The following is a 21,720-nucleotide window of genomic DNA, read 5'->3' as shown; positions in this document are numbered from 1 at the left end:
GGACGATAAGATCAATGGGTACGATTTTTTCACAATTAAAGGGGGATAAGGTTATCTGGGCAGTGGCCGGTTTGTTGGCAATATTTTCATTTTTGCCGGTTTACAGCGCCAGTAGTAACCTTGCATATCTGCATGGTGACGGAGGAACTTTTGGCTTCCTGATTGTGCATTTCTTCCATTTATTGTTGGGATTCTGCCTGTTGTTCGCTGTTCATAAAGTGCCGTATCATTACTTCCGCGGAATATCCATTTTATTGCTGCCGGTTGTGATTGCGCTTCTCATTTTTACCATTTTGCAGGGAACTACCATTGAAGGCGCTTATGCCAGCAGGTGGATCCGGATTCCGCTGTTAAACGTTTCATTTCAGTCTTCTACGCTGGCGGCCGTTGTTTTGATGGTTTACGTAGCCCGGTACCTGTCTAAAATCGTCGATCAGAAAGTCAATTTTAAAGAAACAATTATCCCGCTTTGGTTACCGGTATTTGTGGTATTAGCCTTAATTTTGCCGGCCAATTTTTCCACCACGGCCATTATTTTTTGCATGGTGCTGGTTTTGATGTTCTTAGGGGGGTATCCAATAAAATATTTAGCCGCGATCGTGGGGGCAGGGCTGCTGATGCTGTCGCTGTTTATCCTTACGGCTAAGGCATTTCCCGGGGTTTTACCTTCCAGGGTAGATACCTGGTCCAGCCGTATTGAAACCTTTTTCAGCAATGATAAAGAAACAGAGCAATATCAGGTTGAAAAAGCCAAAATTGCCATCGCGCAGGGAGGAATTACCGGCGTGGGGATTGGAAAAAGTGTTCAGCGAAATTTTCTTCCGCAGTCGTCTTCAGATTTTATCTATGCGATCATCGTGGAAGAAATGGGGCTGGTGGGCGCTTTTGCCGTGATGTTTGGGTACCTGTTGCTCTTATTCCGAATCGTTATAGTGGCTACGAAAGCAAATACGATCTTCGGAAAATTACTGGTCATGGGCGTGGGAATTCCAATGGTTTTCCAGGCACTGATCAATATGGGAGTGGCCGTAGAACTGTTCCCTGTAACGGGCCAAACCCTGCCGCTCATAAGTAGCGGGGGAACTTCGATCTGGATGACCTGTATTTCGCTGGGTCTTATCCTGAGCGTTAGTGCCAAAAGAGAAGAAGAAATTATTGAAAGTCAGAATAAAATTGAACCGGAAGAGGAAAATCCTCTTGATATCCTGAGTGAAGCCTTATGAAAAAGCCATTGAAGGTCATATTGTCTGGAGGAGGAACAGGTGGGCATATCTACCCGGCCATCGCTATTGCTGATGAGCTGAAAAAACGCCATCCGGATGCCAAATTTCTTTTCGTAGGAGCCAAAGACCGAATGGAAATGGAGAAAATTCCTCAGGCTGGATATGATATTGAGGGATTATGGATTAGCGGAATTGATCGAAAACTGAGTTTGAGAAACCTGGTTTTTCCTTTTAAGCTGATGAGCAGTTTATCCAAATCTCGCAAGATCATCAATAAATTCCAGCCGGATGTAGTAATCGGGACCGGTGGTTTTGCCAGTGGCCCCTTGCTGAGAGTGGCTATTTCAAAGGGAATTCCAACGCTTATCCAGGAACAGAATTCCATTCCGGGAATTACTAACCGGATACTCGGAAAATATGCTGATACGATCTGCGCGGCTTATGAGCAGGTAAAATCAGTATTTCCTGCTGAAAAAACGATCATCACCGGTAACCCAGTGAGGCAGGACCTTCTGAAAGTGGAACAGAACCGGGAAGAAGGTTTGAAGCATTTTCAGCTTGATCCCGCAAAAAAAACAGTGCTGGTCCTGGGCGGAAGTCTTGGAGCCAGAAGGATCAATAAACTGATCGAGATGCACCTGGCAGCTTTCAAAAATGAGCAAATACAACTGGTTTGGCAAACGGGGAAACTCTACTACGAGGAATATAAAAAATACGATTCCCAAAACATTCGGGTTTGTGAATTCCTGAACCGGATGGATCTGGCCTATGCCGCGGCAGATGTGATTATTTCCCGTGCCGGAGCCGGAAGCGTTTCAGAATTATGCATTGTAGGGAAACCGGTACTTTTTATCCCTTCCCCGAATGTGGCAGAGAATCATCAGGCGAAGAACGCGATGGCAATTGCTGACCGTGATGCGGCGCTGGTGATAACAGAAGATGAATTGAATGAACGCTTTGAGCTTTGTTTTTTTAGCCTGCTGAAAGACGAAACACGTTTAAAGCGGTTTTCAGAAAATATTAAAAAGCTCGCTTTACCGAATGCTACGACGGCGATCGCGGAGGAAGTGGAAAAATTAATAAACGAATAAGTTGATCAAACTAAACGACATACAGCATTTTTATTTCATCGGCATCGGTGGGATTGGAATGAGTGCACTGGCCCGATATTTCAGGGCCCAGGGCCTGGATGTCTCAGGTTATGATAAAACCGGCACACAGCTCACCCGCGAGCTGGAAGCTGAAGGCATTCAGATTAATTATCAGGATGAAATTGAGCAAATCCCACCTGCTTTTTTAAGAAAACCGGAAAAAAGCCTGGTGGTATATACGCCGGCCATTCCTAAAGATCATCAACAGTTTCAGCTTTTAAAAGAAAGAAAGTTTCCAATCGTTAAAAGAGCGGAACTTTTAGGCCTGCTGTCTTCGGAAAAATTCACGATGGCCGTTGCCGGGACTCATGGCAAAACTACAACTACTGCTATTTTAGGGCATTTGCTGAAGGAAACAGGAGCTCCGGTAACCGCTTTCCTTGGAGGTGTGAGTGAAGATATCCAGAGTAACCTGATCATGAAAGGGGATGAGGTTATTGTAGTGGAAGCTGATGAATTTGACCGCTCATTTCTTCATTTAAAACCCAATCTTGCTGCTATTACCTCGATGGATGCTGATCACCTGGATATTTACGGGGAAAAGGCCGAACTCGAGAAATCGTTCCGTGAATTCGCGGCAAAGGTTCCCGAAGATGGAAAGCTGTATGTGAAAAATGGGCTGCCATTGAAGGGTTACCGGATTGGTGTGGAAGACGAAAGCGAATTTTCGGCTCAAAATGTACGTATCCAAAACGGGGAATATTTATTTGACCTTCATACCCCAACGGGAACCATTGAAAATTTACAATTTAATCTACCCGGTAAACACAATTTATTGAATGCTATAACAGCCCTGGCGATGGCGATAGACTACGGCTCCCCAACCGTCGACCTTGGCAGGGCTTTGCATAGCTTCAAAGGTGTACGCCGTAGATTTAGCTATAGAATTAAAACCGGCGAACAGGTATTGATCGATGATTACGCGCATCACCCCACAGAGATTGCTGCGGTTCATCAGGCTGTTCGTGAAATGTACCCCAACAAAAAGGTTTTAGCGGTTTTTCAGCCCCACCTGTTTAGCCGTACCCGTGACTTTGCTGAAGAATTTGCCCAGAGCCTCTCGGTGTTCGATGAGGTGATGCTGATGGATATTTACCCTGCGAGGGAAATACCAATCGAAGGCATTTCTTCAGCCTGGTTGCTGGAAAAGATCGAAAATGAGAAAAAGCAGCTGGTTTCAAAAGAAGAGCTGGCTTCCAGTATCAAGAAATCTTCCGCGGAAGTGGTGATGATGATTGGTGCAGGAGATATAGGAGAAGAAGTGGAAAAGGTCCAAAAAGCATTGTTGAATGAAGCGTAGTTTACCCTACATAAAAGCCGGGTTTTTACTGGTATTGGTAGTGTTTCTTTTTGGTTTTGCTGAAAAAAGGCATTCAGCCAGAAAGATCAACGATGTGAAAGTGCATTTTACCGACTCGGAAAACCTCTATGTCCCTGAGGAAGTGGTTAATAAATTGTTAATACAAAATGATGGAGCCACCTCAGGTGAAGGGCTAGAAGCTTTAGATTTGAATAGGGTGGAGTCTCTTTTGAATGCTCACGACATGATTGAAAACGCAGAAGTCTATCTTACTCTGGATGGGCAACTTGCGGCAACCGTGAGCCAGCGAAAACCAATTGGACGAGCTATAGGAAATTCCTCATTTTACCTGGACCGGCAGGGAAAAGTGATGCCGTTATCGGCATATTATTCCGCAAGAGTGCCTTTGTTAACGGGTTTTAACGAGAAAAATGTTTCGGAAGTTTACCCGTTATTGAATCAGGTGGAGAAGGATGATTTTCTGAAAAAGCATATCACGGGAATCCATCGATTACCCGGTGGGAAGATGGAAGTACATGTACGGGGTTGTGATTTTGATGTGTACTTTGGAGATTCTTCCAGAACAGTTTTGAAATTCAACAATTTCAAGGCATTTTATAAAAAAGCGCAGAAAGACAAAAAGTTAAATACCTACAAAAAAGTGAACCTACAATTTGGCGACCAGGTTGTGTGCACTAAAAAATAGTTTATGGAACAAAACGATATTGCAGTAGGATTAGACATAGGGACCACCAAGATTGTGGCAATGATCGGCCGTAAGAATGAATACGGAAAAGTAGAGATCATTGGCATTGGGAAATCCAAATCTTTAGGGGTTCACAGGGGCGTGGTGAACAATATTACGCAAACCATACAGTCTATTCAGCAGGCAATACAGGAAGCAGAAGCAGATAGCGGATTGAAGATCAGCGAAGTGGTGGTTGGTATCGCGGGACAACATATCAGGAGTTTACAGCATAGCGATTATATCACGCGTCCTAACCCGGAAGAAGTGATCGATGCAGATGATATTCATACACTTTGCAACCAGGTTCACAAACTGGTCATGCTTCCGGGAGAAGAGATCATTCATGTGCTTCCGCAGGAATTTAAAGTAGACGGTCAGGCCGAGATCAAAGAGCCTATCGGGATGTACGGCGGAAGACTGGAAGCTAATTTCCACGTGGTAGTTGGTCAGGTTTCTTCGATCAGAAATATTGGAAGATGTGTAAAAAGTGCGGGGCTGGAGCTTTCTGCCGTGACTTTGGAACCTTTGGCTTCGGCCAATGCTGTTTTAAGTCAGGAAGAGAAAGAAGCCGGAGTTGCTTTGATAGATATTGGTGGTGGTACAACAGATCTGGCCATTTTTAAAGATGGGATCATCCGTCATACGGCTGTAATCCCTTTTGGAGGTAATGTGATCACTGAAGATATCAAGGAAGGTTGCTCGATCATTGAAAAACAGGCCGAATTGCTGAAGATCAAGTTTGGATCGGCTTGGCCTGGAGAAAATAAGGATAACGAGATCGTTTCGATTCCGGGGCTGCGTGGCCGGGAACCGAAAGAGATCACCCTGAAAAATCTTTCAAAGATCATTCACGCGAGAGTGGTGGAAATTATTGAACAGGTATACCTCGAGATCAAGAATTACGGTCACGAGGAACAAAAGAAAAAATTGATCGCCGGCCTTGTTCTTACCGGTGGTGGTGCCCAGCTCAAACATTTGAAGCAGTTGGCCGAATATATTACCGGGATGGATACGCGAATTGGTTATCCTAACGAACATCTGGCCGGTAACAACGATGCCGAAACAACCAGTCCTGTTTACGCAACCGCCGTTGGTTTGGTGATGAACAGCCTGGAGCATGGTAGTGGAAAATTTCAGGAAGAAGCGGTGCTTTCAGATAAAAGAGCTGAGCAAAAAGCGCAGATGGAACAGGAAGAGGAAGTCTATGATTCAGAAGATGAAATGAACGACGAGGAGCCTTCCAGAAAAGTTGCCCGGAAAAGCATTTTTGATAAATGGGCAGAGAAGTTTAAAGATTTTTTAGATAACGCAGAGTAAAAGATACAACCAGTAAAACAGAGTTTATGAGCAGTACAGAGTTTGGAGACATTTCATTCGATTTACCAAAGAATCAATCGAACGTCATCAAAGTGATTGGTGTAGGAGGCGGTGGAAGCAATGCCATTAACCACATGTTCCAGTTAGGGATTAAAGGGGTTGATTTCGTGGTATGCAACACCGATTCCCAGGCACTTGAGAACAGCCCGGTTCCCAATAAGATCCAGTTAGGGGTGTCCCTTACCGAAGGTCTGGGAGCAGGAGCGAACCCGGAGATCGGAGAGAAAGCAGCAGAAGAGAGTTTTGAGGAGATCAAACGCATGTTGGATACCAACACGAAAATGGTCTTTATCACCGCCGGAATGGGTGGTGGTACCGGTACCGGAGCAGCTCCGGTTATCGCCAAACAGGCAAAGGCTCTGGATATTCTTACCGTTGGGATTGTGACCATTCCTTTTCAGTTCGAGGGGAGAAATAGAAATGAACAGGCTCAGATCGGAGTGGAGAAACTGAGAAGCCATGTAGATTCACTTATCGTGATCAATAATAATAAGCTTCGTGAGGTCTACGGAAACCTTGGTTTCAAAGCTGGATTCTCAAAGGCTGATGAAGTGCTGGCAACCGCTTCCAGAGGTATTGCTGAAGTTATTACCCATCACTACACGCAAAACATTGACTTGCGAGATGCGAAAACCGTATTGAGCAATAGCGGGACCGCGATCATGGGTTCTGCAAGCGCTTCCGGTGCCAGCCGTGCAACCGATGCGATCATGAAAGCTTTGGACTCTCCGTTATTGAATGACAACAAAATTACCGGTGCTAAAAATGTACTGCTACTCATAGTTTCCGGAAATGAAGAGATCACTATCGATGAGATCGGGGAAATCAACGATCATATCCAGGCAGAAGCCGGGCACAGCGCCAATATCATCATGGGTGTTGGTGAGGATGAATCCCTGGAAGATGCCATTGCTGTAACCATTATTGCTACTGGTTTCAATGTGGAACAGCAAAATGAGATCACGAATACCGAAACAAAGAAGATCATCCATACGCTTGAAGATGAGCAAAAAGCTGAACATGACCTGAGCGCTAAAAAGACCGGCTATGTGGCTCCAATTTCGAGCGCGCCCGTGGAAGAAAAAGCGGAACCTATACAGGAACCAAAAAATGAGAAGATCGTTCATACGCTGGACGAATCTTTGGAAGAAGTGGATGAAGTAGGGAATATTCAAAAAAAAGTAGATGAAATCCTGAAAACTCCAGATTTTGCCCGAAAGCTGGACGTTTCTTACGAAGAAGTAGATCCAAATGATTTTATCATCAATGATACTTCGGAAGAAGTGAAATCAATGAACGTTCGGGATGCGGAAGAAGTAAGAGCTGAAAAAGAAGAACAATTCATGTTCACTTTCGATATGCCTGCTTCCGAAGAAAGAACTCCTTCAGAAAAATCTGAAAAGAAAGAAGAGGTTAGGAAATTCACTTTGGAAGAAACTGAAGAAGAAACCCGGAATATCAAGGTGAACGAAGCGATCGAGATTGTACCGGTGACGGAAAGTTCTGCACAGGGAATCAAGCGCTACAGCCTGGACGATTATATGGAAATTGAGGAAAGGCTCAATAGTTCCAAAGCTCCGAAGAAAGAAGAAGAGCAGGATGAAACCATCGCATTTGAGAAGAAAACGGTGGCTCCGGCTCAGCCTTCCAGGCATGGTGATGAAGATGATCCTTTTGACAATCCTATTTCCTCAGAGATTGTAAGACAACGCACTGCGGAAAGAAAGGCCAAAATGAAGGAATTCAATTATAAATTTCGCAACAGTTCTGCGCAGATCGATGAGATCGAAAAGCAGCCGGCATACAAGAGAGCGGGAATTGAACTGGATCATAGCAAACCGGGTGAGGGAAAGCTTTCCAGGATGAGCATTGAGCAGGGAGATGATAATGAACTGCACTTTAGAAAGAACAACTCGTTTCTACACGATAATGTAGACTAATTGTAACCTAGCCAATAAAAAAGGTGCCTTTTTCAAGGCACCTTTTTTTATTTTGAAATACGACTCTTTAGTTTTGTCGCTGAGCCTGAACTTCGTCAGTATCTTTTCGGTATTTCAACATGGAGATCCCGGCAACAAAAAATACAAATCCGAGGATTGTAAGTGCCCAGGGGCTTAACATCAGGGCAACGCTGCCAAAAATTCCTAAAACTCCCATTACCAGAGCGATCGCTCCGCCAATGGTCATTACTAGTGCTAAGATTTTAATCATAACATATATTATTGGTTATGAGCTAAAATTACCTAAAGTATTTATTATCAGTAGAATATTAACATATTTTAAAATTTATGCAGGTTCTTCAAAAAGCCATATTTTGAAGGCTGAACACTTTAATTTCAGCTAATTGAAGAAAATTTTGACCGTTTTCTGAAACAAAAAACGGCTCATTTTCAGGAGCCGTTTTTTAACTTTATTTTCAATGATGCAGCCTAATTCCAGTAGATCATGAAATATTTGATCCTGGCATTATCGGGAATTTGAGACGCCATGATCTTTGAGTCGGTATCATACCTCAGGTCTGCTGGAAGCTGTTTTTTATCAATGGTCACATAGGCGTTGATCTCATCTAAAAAGATCACCGCGGCATTTATAGTATTTTCGATCCTGGAGATCGTGAAATTCTCCTGGATATCCTGGAAGGTGCTTTCGGTATTCAGTCCGCTTTTCGTTTTGTAACGCGGGTCCAGGATTTGTATATAGCCAATGGTACTGGTAGAGTCAAATTCCTGAAGCGGTTCCAGGCTTAACAGGGCTTTTCCTTCCTTGTCAAAAACCTTGATGGCATGGGTAGATTTCAGGGTTTCCGGGCCGCTGGTTTGTTTAACGATACTGTCATCTTCGAAAATAGCCTCCAGCTGGTTGATGGTCACATCCTTCTTCAACGCGCCAACCTGGTTGGCAGTTATCAGGTAAGGATCATCTTCGTCTTTCTGGCATGATACTATGGTCGCGGCAATGGCCACGATCAAAATTGATTTTTTAAGCATTGTTTCGATTGATTTTCTATTTCATTAATTTATTCAGAATCCCGAGTACGCCCCTGATGAAAGTGGCGCTCGTCAAAACCTTGATGACCGCTCCTTCGGTACTGGATTTTTTTCTTCTGCTCGTAGGTTTTGCGATCTCCTTGCGCTCGACCTTTGCCTTTTCCTTCGCCTCTTCTTTTTCTGCCTGTTCGATTTTCTTATTCAGGATCTCGTAGGCACTTTCACGGTCGATTTCCTCATTATATTTCAGTGCAAGATTGGAATTTTTGATCAATTCTTTTCGTTCAGAATCACTTAAAATATCCATTCTACTCATCGGCGCTCGCAAATAGGTGGCTGCCAACGGCGTAGGACGACCTTTTTCATCCAGAGCCGAAACCAGCGCTTCTCCAATACCTAACGCGGTAAGGATGTTTTTGGTATCGTAATAATCTGATTCCGGATAATTTTCTGCGGCCAGCTTGATCGCACGTCGGTCTTTGGCGGTAAAAGCCCTTAATGCGTGCTGGATCTTCAGTCCCAGTTGTCCCAGGACATCTTCCGGAACATCGGCCGGGTTCTGAGTCACGAAATAAATTCCAACTCCTTTGGAACGGATCAATTTAACGATATTTTCGATCTGGTCCAGCAGGGCATCTGATGCTTCTTCAAAAATAAGGTGCGCTTCGTCTATAAAGAGGACCAGCTCCGGTTTTCCGCTGTCGCCCTGTTCCGGGAAGGTTGTATAAATTTCAGCAAGCAGGCTTAACATAAATGTGGAAAACAACTTTGGTTTATCCTGAATGTCATTCAGCCGAACAATATTCACATAGGCACTACCGTCATCTTTTTTACGAAGCAGGTCCTGAACGTCAAAAGAACGCTCACCAAAAAAGCGTTTCGCACCCTGTTGTTCCAGTGCCACGATCTTACGCAGAATGGCCCCCGTTGAAGCGGAGGAGATCCTTCCGTATTCCTCGGAAATTTCTTCTTTTCCATCTTCGGTGACCCACTGTAGCATCTTTTTGAGATCTTTTAGATCGAGCAGCGGCATCTGGTGGTCATCACAATATTTGAAGAGGATGGCCAGCACGCCGGTTTGTGTTTCACTGAGGTCCAAGATGCGCGATAGCAGTACCGGGCCAAATTCGCTCACAGTAGCGCGCAGCCTTACGCCATCCTGTTCAGAAAGCGTTAGCAGTTCGGCCGGTGATTTCCTGGGTGTAAAAGGGAAATTCAGTTTTTGGTGGCGTTCCGTAATGAAATCGGCACCCGGTGAAGGCTGGGCAATACCGCTCAAATCTCCTTTAACGTCCATCAATAGAACCGGCACGCCTTTTTCGGAAAGGTTTTCTGCCAGGATCTGCAGGGTCTTTGATTTTCCCGTTCCCGTGGCACCAGCAATGAGCCCGTGGCGGTTCATGGTTTTCAGCGGAATTTTCACGGCAGCATCGGCGAAAACTTCATTTTCGTAAATCGCCGCGCCTAAATAAATGTAATCTCCTTTTGGTTTGTAACCGTTGGAAATATGCTGAACAAATTCTTCAGTTTTACTCATGATCTTTTATTTCACAGGGGTTTCCAGTAATTGTATGCTTCCGTTTTCGGCGTCTATTTCCGCCGAAATACCGTTTGGAATGGTTGAATTATCTTTGATATGGCCAATCATCGCTCCTGAAAATGCCGGAATGCCGAGTGGCTTGATATAGTGATCTATGACTTCTTCCAAAGTGAGAGAACCGTAGCCGCCACCGGGATCACAATCGGTACATTTTCCGAAGATGAAACCGGTAATCTGGTCCAGTACTCCGCCCAGTTGAAGCTGAGACATCATGCGGTCTACGCGGTAGATTTTTTCTCCCACATCTTCAATATAAAGCAGTTTGTTTTCCCAGTTCTGCGGAAAATAAGGCGATCCCATAATGCCGGTAAGAACTGATAAATTTCCTCCAAGCAGTTCACCTTTGGCTTTTCCGGGCTGTATCGTCCTGATCCGATTATTGGTCTGGACAAGCTCATCGCCAATTTCTTCAGGGTTGGATAGCAACAGTTCCTTTCCATCAAACAGGATTTCCCGAAAATGATCGTAGGCAAAACTGTTCCAGGTAGAAGTCGCCATTGGTCCGTGATAGGTCACCAAGCCTGTATTTTCAAAAATTGCCAGGTGCAGTGCAGTAATATCGCTATAACCAATGAAAATTTTAGGATTCTGCCTGATCGCGTCATAGTCTATTAAAGGAAGAATTCTTGCGGCGCCTGAACCTCCTCGAAGGCAAATTACAGCATCGATCTCCGGGTCGCGAAACATATTGTTGAATTCTTCAGCGCGCTCCTCATCGGTCCCGGCTAAATGGCCATAGCGGCTTTTCGTAAATTTGCCAAATTTTACTTTTAAACCCATGGCCTGTAAGGATTCTTCCGCGATCTCGTATGGCTCACTGGTAAAAATGGCACTGGCCGGGCTCACGACTCCCACGGTATCTCCCTCTTTTAAACGTTTGGGTTTGATGATATTCTTAGCAGTCTCCTGACTCTTGCTCATGCTGAAGGAGCTCAGCGGAACGGCAAGTCCTGCCAGTCCCAGGCTATGTAAAAAATGTTTTCTTTTCATGGAGTTCAATAATTGTCGCGTATCATTTCAAGAATGTGTTGCATCTCTTTCTTCAATTCAGCCGATGGAATGGTGAAATTGCTATTCATAAAGCTGAAGATAAGGGTTTTTCCTGATTTCGTTTTTAAATAGCCGCTCAAGCTATGATTATTGCTGAGCGAGCCGGTTTTGGCAAAAATATAGGGTTCTTCTGCCTGGTAAAAATTTTTGATGGTCCCCGAATAACCTCCCGCTGGTAAGAGGTTAAAAAGTCGGTCTTCCGGCACTGTTTCTCTGATCTTTCGCAGCAGGGCCACCAGGCTTCTCGGCGTAAAAAGGTTGTAGCGTGAAAGTCCGGAACCGTCCCTCCAGACGGGTTCATCTGGCAGATCTTTCAGTTCATTTTCCTTCATATAGTTAATGGCAATCCTGGTTTTCAAGCTGTCGCTGAGCTTTTCAGAAACCATTAAAAGGATTTGCTCCGCGATAAAATTGTCGCTTACCTGAAGCATTTGTTTGTATAGACTGTCTGCTGAAATGCTGTACAGTGTTCGGTTTAGTTCCTTTGGGGCCTGTTTAGTGATTCTGACCGACTTTTTCAAAGTGTCTGATAACAGTTTTAAAAAGACTTCTTCAGAATATTTGATGGGTACCCATTTGCGGATTTTTTCTTTTTTCAGGGAAATTTCAAACCGGTTGTTTTCCAGATTTCGTTGAATAAGCGGATTGTTTTCTGAAACTTCTGAGTAATGCAGACTGTCCTTAAAAATTGCAGGAAGGACTTTATCCAGTTTTCCAGAATCATTGAAATCAAATTCCACCAGGCTTCCGTAAATCGGGAAAGCGAACCGCTCAGCCGAATAATAGTCGTTATAATCATCCCATGCCCATCCGGGGCCGAAAAATTTTTCAGTATAAGAAGGAGAGACATAAACCAGGTTTTCAGCTTCTTTCAGGAAGTTGTAAACTTTGCTTTCAGGCAGGTCGCGATTGAGAAAGGAAGGATCGCCGGTTCCTTGAATATATAAGGTGTCATTGAAATTGGCATATTTGAGAGCGGGAATGGAATCGCCCAAAACCTGTAAACCGGTATAAAAAGTAAAAAGTTTGGTGTTGGAAGCGGGCGTAAAATATTTGTCGGAATGGTACTCGTACAACATTTGGTCTTTTTCCGGATCGTATACCGCCAAGCCTGCGAAACCGTGCTCAAATGCCTGTGCTTTTTCAAATTCCTGATCGATTTTTTTGGGGAGCCGCGACGCTCCGCAGGAAATTAACAAAGCCGGAATCGCTAAAAGGAATAATATTTTGATATTTCTGAAAAAGAGTTGGGTTGGCATTAGTTACTAATATGGCGGTTTGGTATCCGAAATTTAAAAATAAATGCCTTGCCAGCCGAGAAACACCCGCGGAAAAGTGAGCTACGCCTAAAATTTGTATTTTACCAATCTAAATTCACGCTATGCAAAAGTTATATCTGATCGCTTTCCTTATTATTTCTGTTAGTTCGGCATGGAGCCAGGATTTTGAAGAAAAACTTTATGAAGATTATCAGGAATACAAGGAGCCGGAGATTACAAACAGGAGATTTAAACATGCCCTGGTAACCCAACTGCTGGATAAGCATCGCGATGGAATTTTTAAGATTCAACAGGTAGGAGAATCTATAGAAGGTAGGAGCCTCAATCTTGTAAGTATTGGAACGGGTGAGACCCAGGTCTTTCTCTGGTCGCAGATGCATGGCGATGAGTCTACCGCTACGATGGCCATTTTCGATATTCTTAATTTTTTTGAATCGGCAGGTTTTGAGGCAGAAAAGGAATTGATGCTGAGTAAGCTAAGCATCCATTTTTTACCGATGCTGAATCCTGATGGAGCCGAAGTGTTCCATCGTCGGAATGCCCTTGGTGTGGATATAAACCGGGATGCTTTGCGATTGCAGTCACCTGAAAGTCAAACACTGAAAAGGATCAGGGACAGCCTGGATGCTGATTTCGGTTTCAATTTGCACGACCAGAGCCGGTACTATAATGCCGAACGAACTGCGAAACCGGCGACGATCTCGTTCCTGGCAACAGCTTATAATTATAAAAAGGAAATTAATGATGTGCGGGCGCGGTCCATGCAGCTTATCGTGCAGATGAATAAGGTCTTGCAAAATTTTGCCCCGGGACAGGTTGGGCGCTACAATGACGATTTTGAGCCGAGAGCTTTTGGGGATAATATTCAGAAATGGGGGACAAGCCTGATGCTTATCGAGTCTGGAGGTTTTGCCGGTGATCGCGAAAAACAGGAAATCCGGAAACTCAATTTTGTAGTCATACTTTCAGCTTTAAAGTCGATTGCCTCAAAAAGTTATGAAAAGGAAGCAATTTCAGACTATGAGAAGATACCGGAAAACGATCGAATGCTTTTTGACCTGAAATTGAAAAATCTGAACTATGAGCTGGAAGGGAATTCGTATATCCTGGATTTGGGAATCAACCGAAATGAAAATGCCGCGGAGCATGAAAATGGCTTTTATTACACGGCTTCTGTTGAAGACCAGGGCGATCTTTCTACCAGTTATGGTTATGAAGAGCTGGATGCACAAGGTTTGACGCTGGAATTTCCGAAGATCTATCCGGATTTGATAGAAACAAAAGAGGCGCTGGGGCAGCTTAATGTTTCGGAATTGCTGAAGCAAGGCTATGCGTACGTCAGAACATCGGAAGAATTGCGGACTGGATCATTTTCGAATTTTCCGTTGAACATGGTTTCTGAAGATTTCCAGCTACGGAATATTTTACAGCCGGGTATTTCGGCAAATTTTATCCTTCGGGAAAAGGGGGAGGTGAAATTTGCGATTATCAATGGCTTTCTTACTGAGTCTGCAAACGCGGAAAAGAACATTCTAAATTCCCGAAATTATAATTAGAAGCCTCTGCCTTAGTTTGCTTATCTTTGCAGGCTATGATTTCAGAAGAGACAAAGGAACTGGTTGATAAGGGGATTATGCTGCCGCTGATGGAGGAATTTTATACCATCCAGGGTGAGGGCTATCATAAAGGTACTGCTGCTTATTTTATTCGGATTGGCGGCTGTGATGTGGGATGTCACTGGTGCGATGTGAAGGAGAGCTGGGATGCTGAAGTGCACCCGCCAACGCCTATCGGGCAGATTGTGGAAAATGCCACGAAATTCAGTAAAACGATTGTGATCACAGGAGGGGAGCCTCTTACCTGGGATATGACGGCGCTGACTTCCGCTTTGAAAAAACAAGGCTGCCAGATTCATATTGAGACTTCGGGAGCTTATGATATGACCGGAACCTGGGATTGGGTGTGCCTTTCTCCTAAAAAGATCAAGCTGCCCAAGCCTGAAATTTATGCCCAGGCCAACGAATTAAAAGTCATCGTTTTCAATAAGCATGATTTTCAATTTGCGGAAGAGCAGGCTGCAAAGGTTCATGAGGATTGCATTCTTTACCTGCAGCCCGAGTGGAGCAATCGCGAAAAGATGATTCCGCAGATCGTGGATTATGTGATGCAAAATCCAAAATGGAAAGTATCGCTGCAAACACATAAATACCTCAATATTCCATAAAAAAAGCGCCTTAAGGGCGCTTTTTAAATTTTTATTTTCGCGATTATTTCGCGTTTTTAAAAGGAACTTTCACGTAGCTGTTATCCCAGCCTATTAAAAGATTTGCTCCTCCAGGTGCTTCTTCGAATGCCATGGAAAGTGCTTCGATCGTATTCGGAGCCTGTCTTACGGGCACTGTAATGCGAACTTCGTCTTTGACATCAGTATACTCATAAGCTCCCCAGGTATTCGTGCTGCTGTTTAAAATGATGGTCCATTCTTTTTCATTCGGAATGGTGAAAAGGCTATAAGTTCCGGCCTGGATCACTTTATCGCCTACTTTCATGTTGCGGTATAAGGTAAGTTCCGTTGTTTCGTTTGCGCCGGTACGCCAAACTTTCCCGTAAGGCACCAGTTTACCAAAAACTTCTCGTTCACGTTTTTGAGGTCTGCTGTAGATCACTCTTGCTATGGGCGCATCTTCCTTATCTCGGTATAATGCCAAATCCATCGGGCTGGCATCTAGCTTTGAGAAATTTAAGCCGCTGTCTTTTTCAGTTTGAGCGTTCATTTGCGGGGTTAACATCAGGCAAAGAACACTGGCTATTCCTATTGCAATTTTTTTCATGTCTTCGGTTTTTTGAATTATTCTATTAGAACTTTAAAGATAGCTGAAGGCTTATGGTGATATTGTTAAATTATTACTTAAAAGCTGTTAAAATTTACAGGTTTTCAGATGTAAGCAGAAATCTTAAAATAATGAGCTGAGGATTTCATGTAATATTGAATTGTAATTTTTGTGTTTTCAAATGAAATCAATAATGATATTTATGTTTTATAAAGATAAGTATCTAATCATATTTGTATTGCAATATTAAACAAACAAGTCATGTGTGGAATTTTAGCAGTTATCGGAAAAGAACTTGACCAGGCCAAAATTAGCGGTTTGTCAAAAAGAATGTCTCATAGAGGGCCCGATGAAAGCGGATTGAAAATTACGGATAAAGGTTACGTGCTAGCGCACGAAAGACTTTCCATTGTGGATCTAACAACCGGAATTCAGCCAATTCAGGGAACCCGTTCAGCCTGGATGGTACATAATGGGGAGATCTATAACCACATGGCACTTCGAAATAATGAATTAAAGGATCACACTTTCCGTACAACCGGAGATTCTGAAGTGATCGTGCATCTATATGAAAAGTACGGTTATGACTTCGTGGATATGCTGGACGGTGTTTTTTCTTTTGTTGTGATAGACGGTGATGATTTCATCGTAGCTCGTGACCCGATTGGGGTAAAACCACTTTATTATGGAACTGATGAGACCGGTGCGATCTGGTTCGCCAGTGAAATGAAAGCTCTGGCAGATCATTGCGTGGAATTTTCAGCTTTTCCTCCTGGTCATTATTATACTCCGGAAACCGGCTTTGTAAGATATTATAAGCCAGATTGGTTTGAAGCTGATAAGGCTGTAGAGCCGGCAGATTTGGCAAAACTACGCCAGGCATTGATCGATGCTACCGAAAAACGCTTGATGGCAGATGTGCCGCTGGGCGTCTTGTTAAGCGGAGGCTTGGATTCTTCCCTTACTTCCTCTATCGCAGCCAGACTGATGGAAGATTCGGGTCAGAAACTACATTCCTTCTCTATAGGATTGGATCCTGATGCGCCAGATTTGAAAGCGGCCAGAAAAGTGGCAGATTTCCTGGGAACTGAGCACACCGATGTGTTCTTTACAGTGGAAGAAGGAATTGAAATTCTGGAAAAACTCGTATGGCATTTAGAGACCTACGATGTTACATCGATTAGAGCAAGTACACCAATGTATTTCCTTTCAAAGGTGATCGCTGAAAAAGGAATTAAAGTGGTGCTTTCCGGGGAAGGTTCAGATGAAATATTTGGTGGCTACCTGTATTTTAAAAATGCTCCTTCGGCTCCTGAATTTCAGGCGGAAACCATTAGAAGAGTGCAACGACTTTCTACTGCCGATTGTTTGAGGGCAGACAAGTCGACCATGGCTCATGGATTGGAAGCTCGTGTGCCGTTCCTGGATAAGCAGTTCCTGAAAACGGCGATGGAGATCGTTCCGGAAGAGAAGATGCCAGTAACCTATGACGGTGTGGAGAAATACATCCTTCGTAAAGCTTTTGATACTCCTGAAAGACCATTCCTGCCGGATGAGGTGCTTTGGAGGCAAAAGGAGCAGTTTAGCGACGGGGTTGGATACAACTGGATAGATCAGTTGATCGAGTACGCTTCAGCACGCGTGAGTGATGAGGAATTAGCATCTGCTGCGGAAAAGTTCCCAATCAACACGCCATCCACCAAAGAAGCCTATTTTTACAGGGAGATCTTCCATAAACACTTCCCTCAGGAGTCTGCCGCGAAAACGGTAAAAAAATGGATCCCAAAATGGCAGAAGGACCTGGATCCAAGTGGAAGAGCAAATGAAACTCATGTTGCCCCGGGAATGAAAAAAGAGCTTGCCAAAGTTTGATTTAGCCGGCAATCATTTTAATATCACCCGAACTGTGAATTATTTCTTAAAACAGTTCGGGTTTTTCCACATAATTTGTTGATAACTTAAGGGCTCAACGCTCGGTTCCAATCTGTTAAAAGTATGCGAATTGTTATATTTGTTCGTTATCGAAAAGAGACGAATTAATTAGCAAATATATGAGCGAAGAAGCTAAGAAGCATAATTATTCAGCCGATAGTATTCAGGCGCTGGAGGGGATGGAGCATGTGCGCATGCGGCCATCCATGTACATTGGTGATACAGGCGTTCGGGGACTTCATCATTTGGTTTACGAGGTGGTGGATAACTCGATTGATGAGGCGCTGGCCGGGCATTGTGATACCATTAAGGTAGATATAAACGAAGATAATTCCATTACCGTAGAAGATAACGGGCGTGGAATTCCGATCGACCTTCATAAGAAAGAAGGTGTTTCTGCACTGCAGGTGGTAATGACTAAAATTGGAGCAGGTGGAAAATTCGATAAAGATTCTTATAAGGTTTCCGGAGGTCTGCACGGAGTTGGTGTAAGTTGTGTAAATGCACTTTCTACCCATCTAAAGGCGACCGTTTACCGCGATAACCAAATCTGGGTTCAGGAGTATGAAATAGGGAAGCCACTTTACCCTGTAAAACCTACCGGTGAAACCGACCTGAGCGGTACAATTGTGACCTTTAAGCCGGATCCTTCCATTTTTCAACAAACTTTAGAATATAACTATGATACGCTGGCAAGCCGTATGCGCGAGCTGGCTTATTTGAATAGGGGAATTTCCATTACGCTTACTGATCGTAGAAATAAAGACGATAAAGGGGAATTTATTTCTGAAAAGTTCTATTCCGAAGATGGGTTAAAAGAATTCATCCGTTTTCTGGATGGAAACAGGGAGCCGATCATTGCAGATGTGATCTCGATGGAAGGAGAAAAGAATGACATCCCGGTAGAAGTGGCGATGGTTTATAATACTTCCTTCAATGAGAACCTGCATTCTTATGTAAATAATATCAATACCCACGAAGGAGGTACACATTTGTCTGGTTTCCGAAGAGGTTTAACGACCACTTTAAAGAAATATGCTGATGCTTCCGGATTGCTGGACAAGGTAAAATTTGAAATTACCGGGGATGATTTCCGTGAAGGTCTTACGGCAATTATTTCGGTAAAAGTTTCTGAGCCACAATTTGAGGGGCAGACGAAGACCAAACTGGGTAACCGTGAAGTTACTTCAGCAGTTTCTCAGGCAGTTTCCGAAATGCTGGAAAATTATCTGGAGGAAAATCCGAACGATGCTAAAACCATTGTTCAGAAAGTGATACTTGCTGCGCAGGCTCGTAATGCCGCGAAAAAAGCCCGTGAAATGGTTCAGCGTAAAACGGCCATGAGCGTAGGTGGTCTGCCTGGGAAATTATCAGATTGTTCTGAGCAGGATCCAACGCAGTGCGAGGTGTTCCTGGTAGAGGGTGACTCGGCAGGTGGAACCGCCAAGCAGGGGCGTGATCGTAACTTCCAGGCGATCCTTCCGCTACGAGGAAAGATCCTGAATGTGGAAAAAGCTATGTCGCATCGGGTTTTTGATAACGAAGAGATCAAGAACATCTATACGGCGCTTGGGGTGACCATTGGAACTGAAGAAGATAGTAAAGCTTTGAATCTTACGAAGTTGCGTTACCACAAGATCGTGATCATGTGTGATGCGGATGTGGATGGTAGTCACATCGAAACCCTGATTTTGACCTTCTTCTTCCGGTATATGAAAGAATTGATCGAAAACGGTCATATCTATATTGCAACGCCTCCGCTTTACCTCGTGAAAAAAGGAAGCAAAAAGCGCTATGCCTGGAATGAAAAGGAGCGTGACGCGATCGCTGCGGAATATAATGGAGGAGTTCAGATCCAGCGATACAAAGGTCTTGGGGAAATGAATGCGGAACAACTTTGGGATACGACCATGGATCCTGAAAGACGTAAACTTCGCCAGGTAAGTATCGAAAACAGTGGGGAGGCCGATCGTATTTTTTCTATGTTGATGGGAGATGAAGTGCCGCCACGTAGAGAGTTTATCGAGAAAAACGCGAAGTATGCAAATATTGATGCGTAAGACATAAATCTGTTTAAAACAAAAACCCGTACATATTTTGTGCGGGTTTTTTTCGTTACAATTTAAACAGGTTACTAAATTTTATATTTTTACCAACATTAAACCAGATCACCGTGAAAAATTTAAAACACCTTTTAATATTAGGCTTGATATTGCATGCAGGCTATTCATCGGCTCAAGCCATACCGGAAGAGGGCCGTCAAACAGTAGATGATATTTTGTTCCTGGCTGATGTGTTTGCAGCTCCTGCCGCCAGTAGTGCGGCTTACCAGGCAACCGCCGGATGGTTTACATCGGCAAGAGCTTTGGAAGAATGGAAGGTAGATATTTCCCTGCATGGAAACGCACTTTTTGTGCCTAAGAGTAAGCAGGAATTCAGTTTGAATAATTCAGATTTTAACGTGCTGAGAATTGGAGGAGGAAGCAATGGTGCTTTGATTCCCACGGCCTTCGGAAAAAAGAGCGATGTCTATTACGAGGGGAATATCGATGGAAATGATTTTCAGTTTGATGCGATCGATGGGATTGATAAGGAAGTTGTCTTTTATCCGTTTCCGCAAATATCATTGGGACTGCCTTATGGAACTGAAGTGGCTGTAAGGGCGTTACCTGAAATGAGCGTTTCCGGATCCAGGTTCAGCTCTTATGGTGCGGCTATCAAACACAATTTCAGCCAGTATTTCCGTTTTAACGAAGAAGAAGATCTTCAGGTTGCCGGGATCATCAGTTATAATCTATTCGATTTAAAATATAACGAATTCGATCCACTGGTTCTGGATTATGCTTTTAACGGGGCCAGTACCAACCTCATTACCGCCCGGATTATCGATGTTTCGGCTGATATGTGGATGTTCAAAGGAGTTGCTTCCAAACGCTATGAGAATTTCGAGATTTTCGGAGCCTTGGGCGTAGTTTCTTCTAATTTCGAATACAAATTGGGTGGTAGCGGAGCTTTGCTGGGTTATGCAAATGAGGAGCTCAAGACAATTGGTGGAAATGAAACGCAGTTTAAGGGAGATATCGGTTTCAACCTTTTGTTCGATCGTTTTAAGATCAGTACCATGGCGACGGCAGGTAATTACTTCAACATTAATATGGGGCTGCACTTCATTCTGAATTAGCATTTAACCATTCCTTATTATTAATACTGCGTCATTATTCGTAATTTCGCGGTGTTTAATAAATTGCTAATTAATACTTATTAATATGAAAGTTACCATAGTAGGAGCCGGTGCCGTTGGTGCCAGCTGTGCTGAATATGTTGCGATTAAAAATTTTGCTTCAGAAGTTGTGCTTCTGGATATCAAAGAAGGTTATGCGGAAGGTAAGGCGATGGACCTTATGCAAACCGCGACCCTGAATGGTTTTGATACTAAAATTACAGGAAGCACAAACGATTACTCGAAAACTGCCGGTAGTGATATCGCAGTGATTACCAGTGGAATTCCAAGAAAACCAGGGATGACCCGTGAGGAATTGATCGGTATCAACGCGGGAATCGTTAAGGAAGTTGCAACCAATTTGATCAAGCATTCACCTGATGTTACCCTGATCGTAGTGAGTAACCCTATGGATACTATGACCTATTTGGTGCACAAAGCTACCGGACTTCCGAAGAATAAGATCATCGGAATGGGAGGAGCTTTGGATAGTGCCCGTTTCAAATATCGTTTATCAGAAGCTTTGGAATGCCCACCATCAGACGTTGACGGAATGGTAATTGGTGGTCACAGTGATACCGGAATGGTGCCGCTTACGAGAATGGCTACCAGGAATTCGGTGCCGGTTACAGCATTCTTGTCTGAAGACAGGTTGAACCAGGTTTCCGAAGACACCAAAGTTGGAGGAGCAACCCTGACCAAACTTCTTGGAACCAGCGCCTGGTATGCTCCGGGAGCTGCAGTTTCTGGATTGGTGCAGGCAATTGCCTGTGATCAGAAGAAAATGTTCCCGTGTTCAGCGTTGCTGGAAGGGGAATTTGGACTGAATGATATTTGTATTGGGGTGCCGGTAATTCTTGGGAAAGATGGTATCGAAAAGATCGTGGAGATCGAACTGAACGATGCTGAAAAAGCCAAGATGCAAGAAAGTTCTGAAGGTGTAAAGAAAACCAACGGATTGCTTGATGTGTAATTGAACGTCAAAATCTTTTATAATATCTCAGAAAGCCACAGTATTTGT

Annotated in this window: 18 protein-coding genes; 12 read left to right on the top strand and 6 right to left on the bottom strand. The window is 43.8% G+C overall.

Going from position 1 to position 21,720, the window contains the following annotated elements; genetic code table 11:
- Nucleotides 1-14 precede the first annotated feature (14 nt).
- From GRFL_RS03570 to ftsZ, 6 genes are read left to right on the top strand one after another with little or no spacing between them, the layout of a single operon-like run.
- A complete protein-coding gene (locus tag GRFL_RS03570; protein ID WP_083643326.1) occupies nucleotides 15-1,223 on the top strand; it encodes an FtsW/RodA/SpoVE family cell cycle protein in 1,209 nt (402 codons plus the stop codon).
- Nucleotides 1,220-2,314: an undecaprenyldiphospho-muramoylpentapeptide beta-N-acetylglucosaminyltransferase gene (murG, locus tag GRFL_RS03565; RefSeq protein WP_083643325.1), complete on the top strand. Its 1,095-nt coding sequence runs from the start codon at nucleotides 1,220-1,222 to the stop codon at nucleotides 2,312-2,314. The genes GRFL_RS03570 and murG overlap by 4 nt, the downstream gene beginning before the upstream one ends.
- A 1-nt stretch (nucleotide 2,315) precedes the next feature.
- A complete protein-coding gene (murC, locus tag GRFL_RS03560; RefSeq protein WP_086047647.1) occupies nucleotides 2,316-3,674 on the top strand; it encodes a UDP-N-acetylmuramate--L-alanine ligase in 1,359 nt (452 codons plus the stop codon).
- A complete protein-coding gene (locus tag GRFL_RS03555; RefSeq protein WP_083643324.1) occupies nucleotides 3,664-4,380 on the top strand; it encodes a cell division protein FtsQ/DivIB in 717 nt (238 codons plus the stop codon). Before murC ends, GRFL_RS03555 begins: the two co-directional genes overlap by 11 nt.
- Before the next feature lie 3 nt (nucleotides 4,381-4,383).
- Nucleotides 4,384-5,739 carry a cell division protein FtsA gene (gene ftsA / locus GRFL_RS03550; protein ID WP_083643323.1) on the top strand — a complete coding sequence of 452 codons (1,356 nt, stop codon included), beginning with the start codon at nucleotides 4,384-4,386 and terminating at the stop codon, nucleotides 5,737-5,739.
- 26 nt (nucleotides 5,740-5,765) lie between these two features.
- Nucleotides 5,766-7,739, top strand: a complete 1,974-nt coding sequence (gene ftsZ, locus GRFL_RS03545; RefSeq protein WP_083643322.1) for a cell division protein FtsZ — start codon at nucleotides 5,766-5,768, stop codon at nucleotides 7,737-7,739.
- Between the two features lie 67 nt (nucleotides 7,740-7,806).
- Here the strand turns inward: ftsZ and GRFL_RS03540 are convergent, their stop codons facing one another.
- From GRFL_RS03540 to dacB, 5 genes are all read right to left on the bottom strand, one after another.
- Entirely contained in the window at nucleotides 7,807-8,010 is a 204-nt protein-coding gene (locus tag GRFL_RS03540; RefSeq protein ID WP_083643321.1) for a hypothetical protein, read from the bottom strand.
- 218 nt (nucleotides 8,011-8,228) lie between these two features.
- Nucleotides 8,229-8,786, bottom strand: coding sequence for a hypothetical protein (locus GRFL_RS03535; RefSeq protein WP_083643320.1), 558 nt, complete (start codon nucleotides 8,784-8,786; stop codon nucleotides 8,229-8,231).
- Nucleotides 8,787-8,802: 16 nt separating this feature from the next.
- Nucleotides 8,803-10,323 carry a helicase HerA-like domain-containing protein gene (locus GRFL_RS03530; RefSeq protein ID WP_083643319.1) on the bottom strand — a complete coding sequence of 507 codons (1,521 nt, stop codon included), beginning with the start codon at nucleotides 10,321-10,323 and terminating at the stop codon, nucleotides 8,803-8,805.
- A 6-nt stretch (nucleotides 10,324-10,329) separates the two neighbouring features.
- Nucleotides 10,330-11,376 (bottom strand): S66 peptidase family protein, encoded by a 1,047-nt coding sequence (locus GRFL_RS03525; RefSeq protein WP_083643318.1) that lies wholly within the window; start codon nucleotides 11,374-11,376, stop codon nucleotides 10,330-10,332.
- Nucleotides 11,377-11,381: 5 nt separating this feature from the next.
- Nucleotides 11,382-12,695, bottom strand: coding sequence for a D-alanyl-D-alanine carboxypeptidase/D-alanyl-D-alanine endopeptidase (gene dacB / locus GRFL_RS03520; protein ID WP_083643317.1), 1,314 nt, complete (start codon nucleotides 12,693-12,695; stop codon nucleotides 11,382-11,384).
- A 122-nt stretch (nucleotides 12,696-12,817) separates the two neighbouring features.
- On the opposite strand from dacB, the gene GRFL_RS03515 reads away from it, so the two are divergent.
- Together GRFL_RS03515 and GRFL_RS03510 are read left to right on the top strand one after the other, a co-directional pair.
- A complete protein-coding gene (locus GRFL_RS03515) occupies nucleotides 12,818-14,272 on the top strand; it encodes a M14 family zinc carboxypeptidase (protein WP_083643316.1) in 1,455 nt (484 codons plus the stop codon).
- Between the two features lie 35 nt (nucleotides 14,273-14,307).
- Entirely contained in the window at nucleotides 14,308-14,940 is a 633-nt protein-coding gene (locus GRFL_RS03510; protein WP_083643315.1) for a 7-carboxy-7-deazaguanine synthase QueE, read from the top strand.
- Between the two features lie 43 nt (nucleotides 14,941-14,983).
- On the opposite strand, the gene GRFL_RS03505 is transcribed toward GRFL_RS03510, so the two are convergent.
- The gene (locus GRFL_RS03505; protein ID WP_083643314.1) at nucleotides 14,984-15,547 is read right to left on the bottom strand and encodes a DUF2911 domain-containing protein; all 564 of its coding nucleotides are present in this window, start codon (nucleotides 15,545-15,547) and stop codon (nucleotides 14,984-14,986) included.
- A 261-nt stretch (nucleotides 15,548-15,808) separates the two neighbouring features.
- Between GRFL_RS03505 and asnB the strand changes: the two genes are divergently transcribed.
- From asnB to mdh, 4 genes are all read left to right on the top strand, one after another.
- Nucleotides 15,809-17,419, top strand: a complete 1,611-nt coding sequence (asnB, locus tag GRFL_RS03500) for an asparagine synthase B (protein WP_083643313.1) — start codon at nucleotides 15,809-15,811, stop codon at nucleotides 17,417-17,419.
- A gap of 179 nt (nucleotides 17,420-17,598) precedes the next feature.
- Nucleotides 17,599-19,539, top strand: coding sequence for a DNA topoisomerase (ATP-hydrolyzing) subunit B (gyrB, locus tag GRFL_RS03495; RefSeq protein WP_083643312.1), 1,941 nt, complete (start codon nucleotides 17,599-17,601; stop codon nucleotides 19,537-19,539).
- Between the two features lie 113 nt (nucleotides 19,540-19,652).
- Nucleotides 19,653-20,660: a DUF6588 family protein gene (locus tag GRFL_RS03490; protein WP_083643311.1), complete on the top strand. Its 1,008-nt coding sequence runs from the start codon at nucleotides 19,653-19,655 to the stop codon at nucleotides 20,658-20,660.
- A gap of 85 nt (nucleotides 20,661-20,745) precedes the next feature.
- Nucleotides 20,746-21,672 carry a malate dehydrogenase gene (mdh, locus tag GRFL_RS03485; protein WP_083643310.1) on the top strand — a complete coding sequence of 309 codons (927 nt, stop codon included), beginning with the start codon at nucleotides 20,746-20,748 and terminating at the stop codon, nucleotides 21,670-21,672.
- Nucleotides 21,673-21,720: the final 48 nt, after the last annotated feature.

Source organism: Christiangramia flava JLT2011, from assembly GCF_001951155.1.
Taxonomy (GTDB): Bacteria; Bacteroidota; Bacteroidia; order Flavobacteriales; family Flavobacteriaceae; genus Christiangramia; species Christiangramia flava.
The sequence above is the reverse complement of the archived record's forward strand: the minus strand, read 5'-3'. Positions and strand labels throughout refer to the sequence as shown.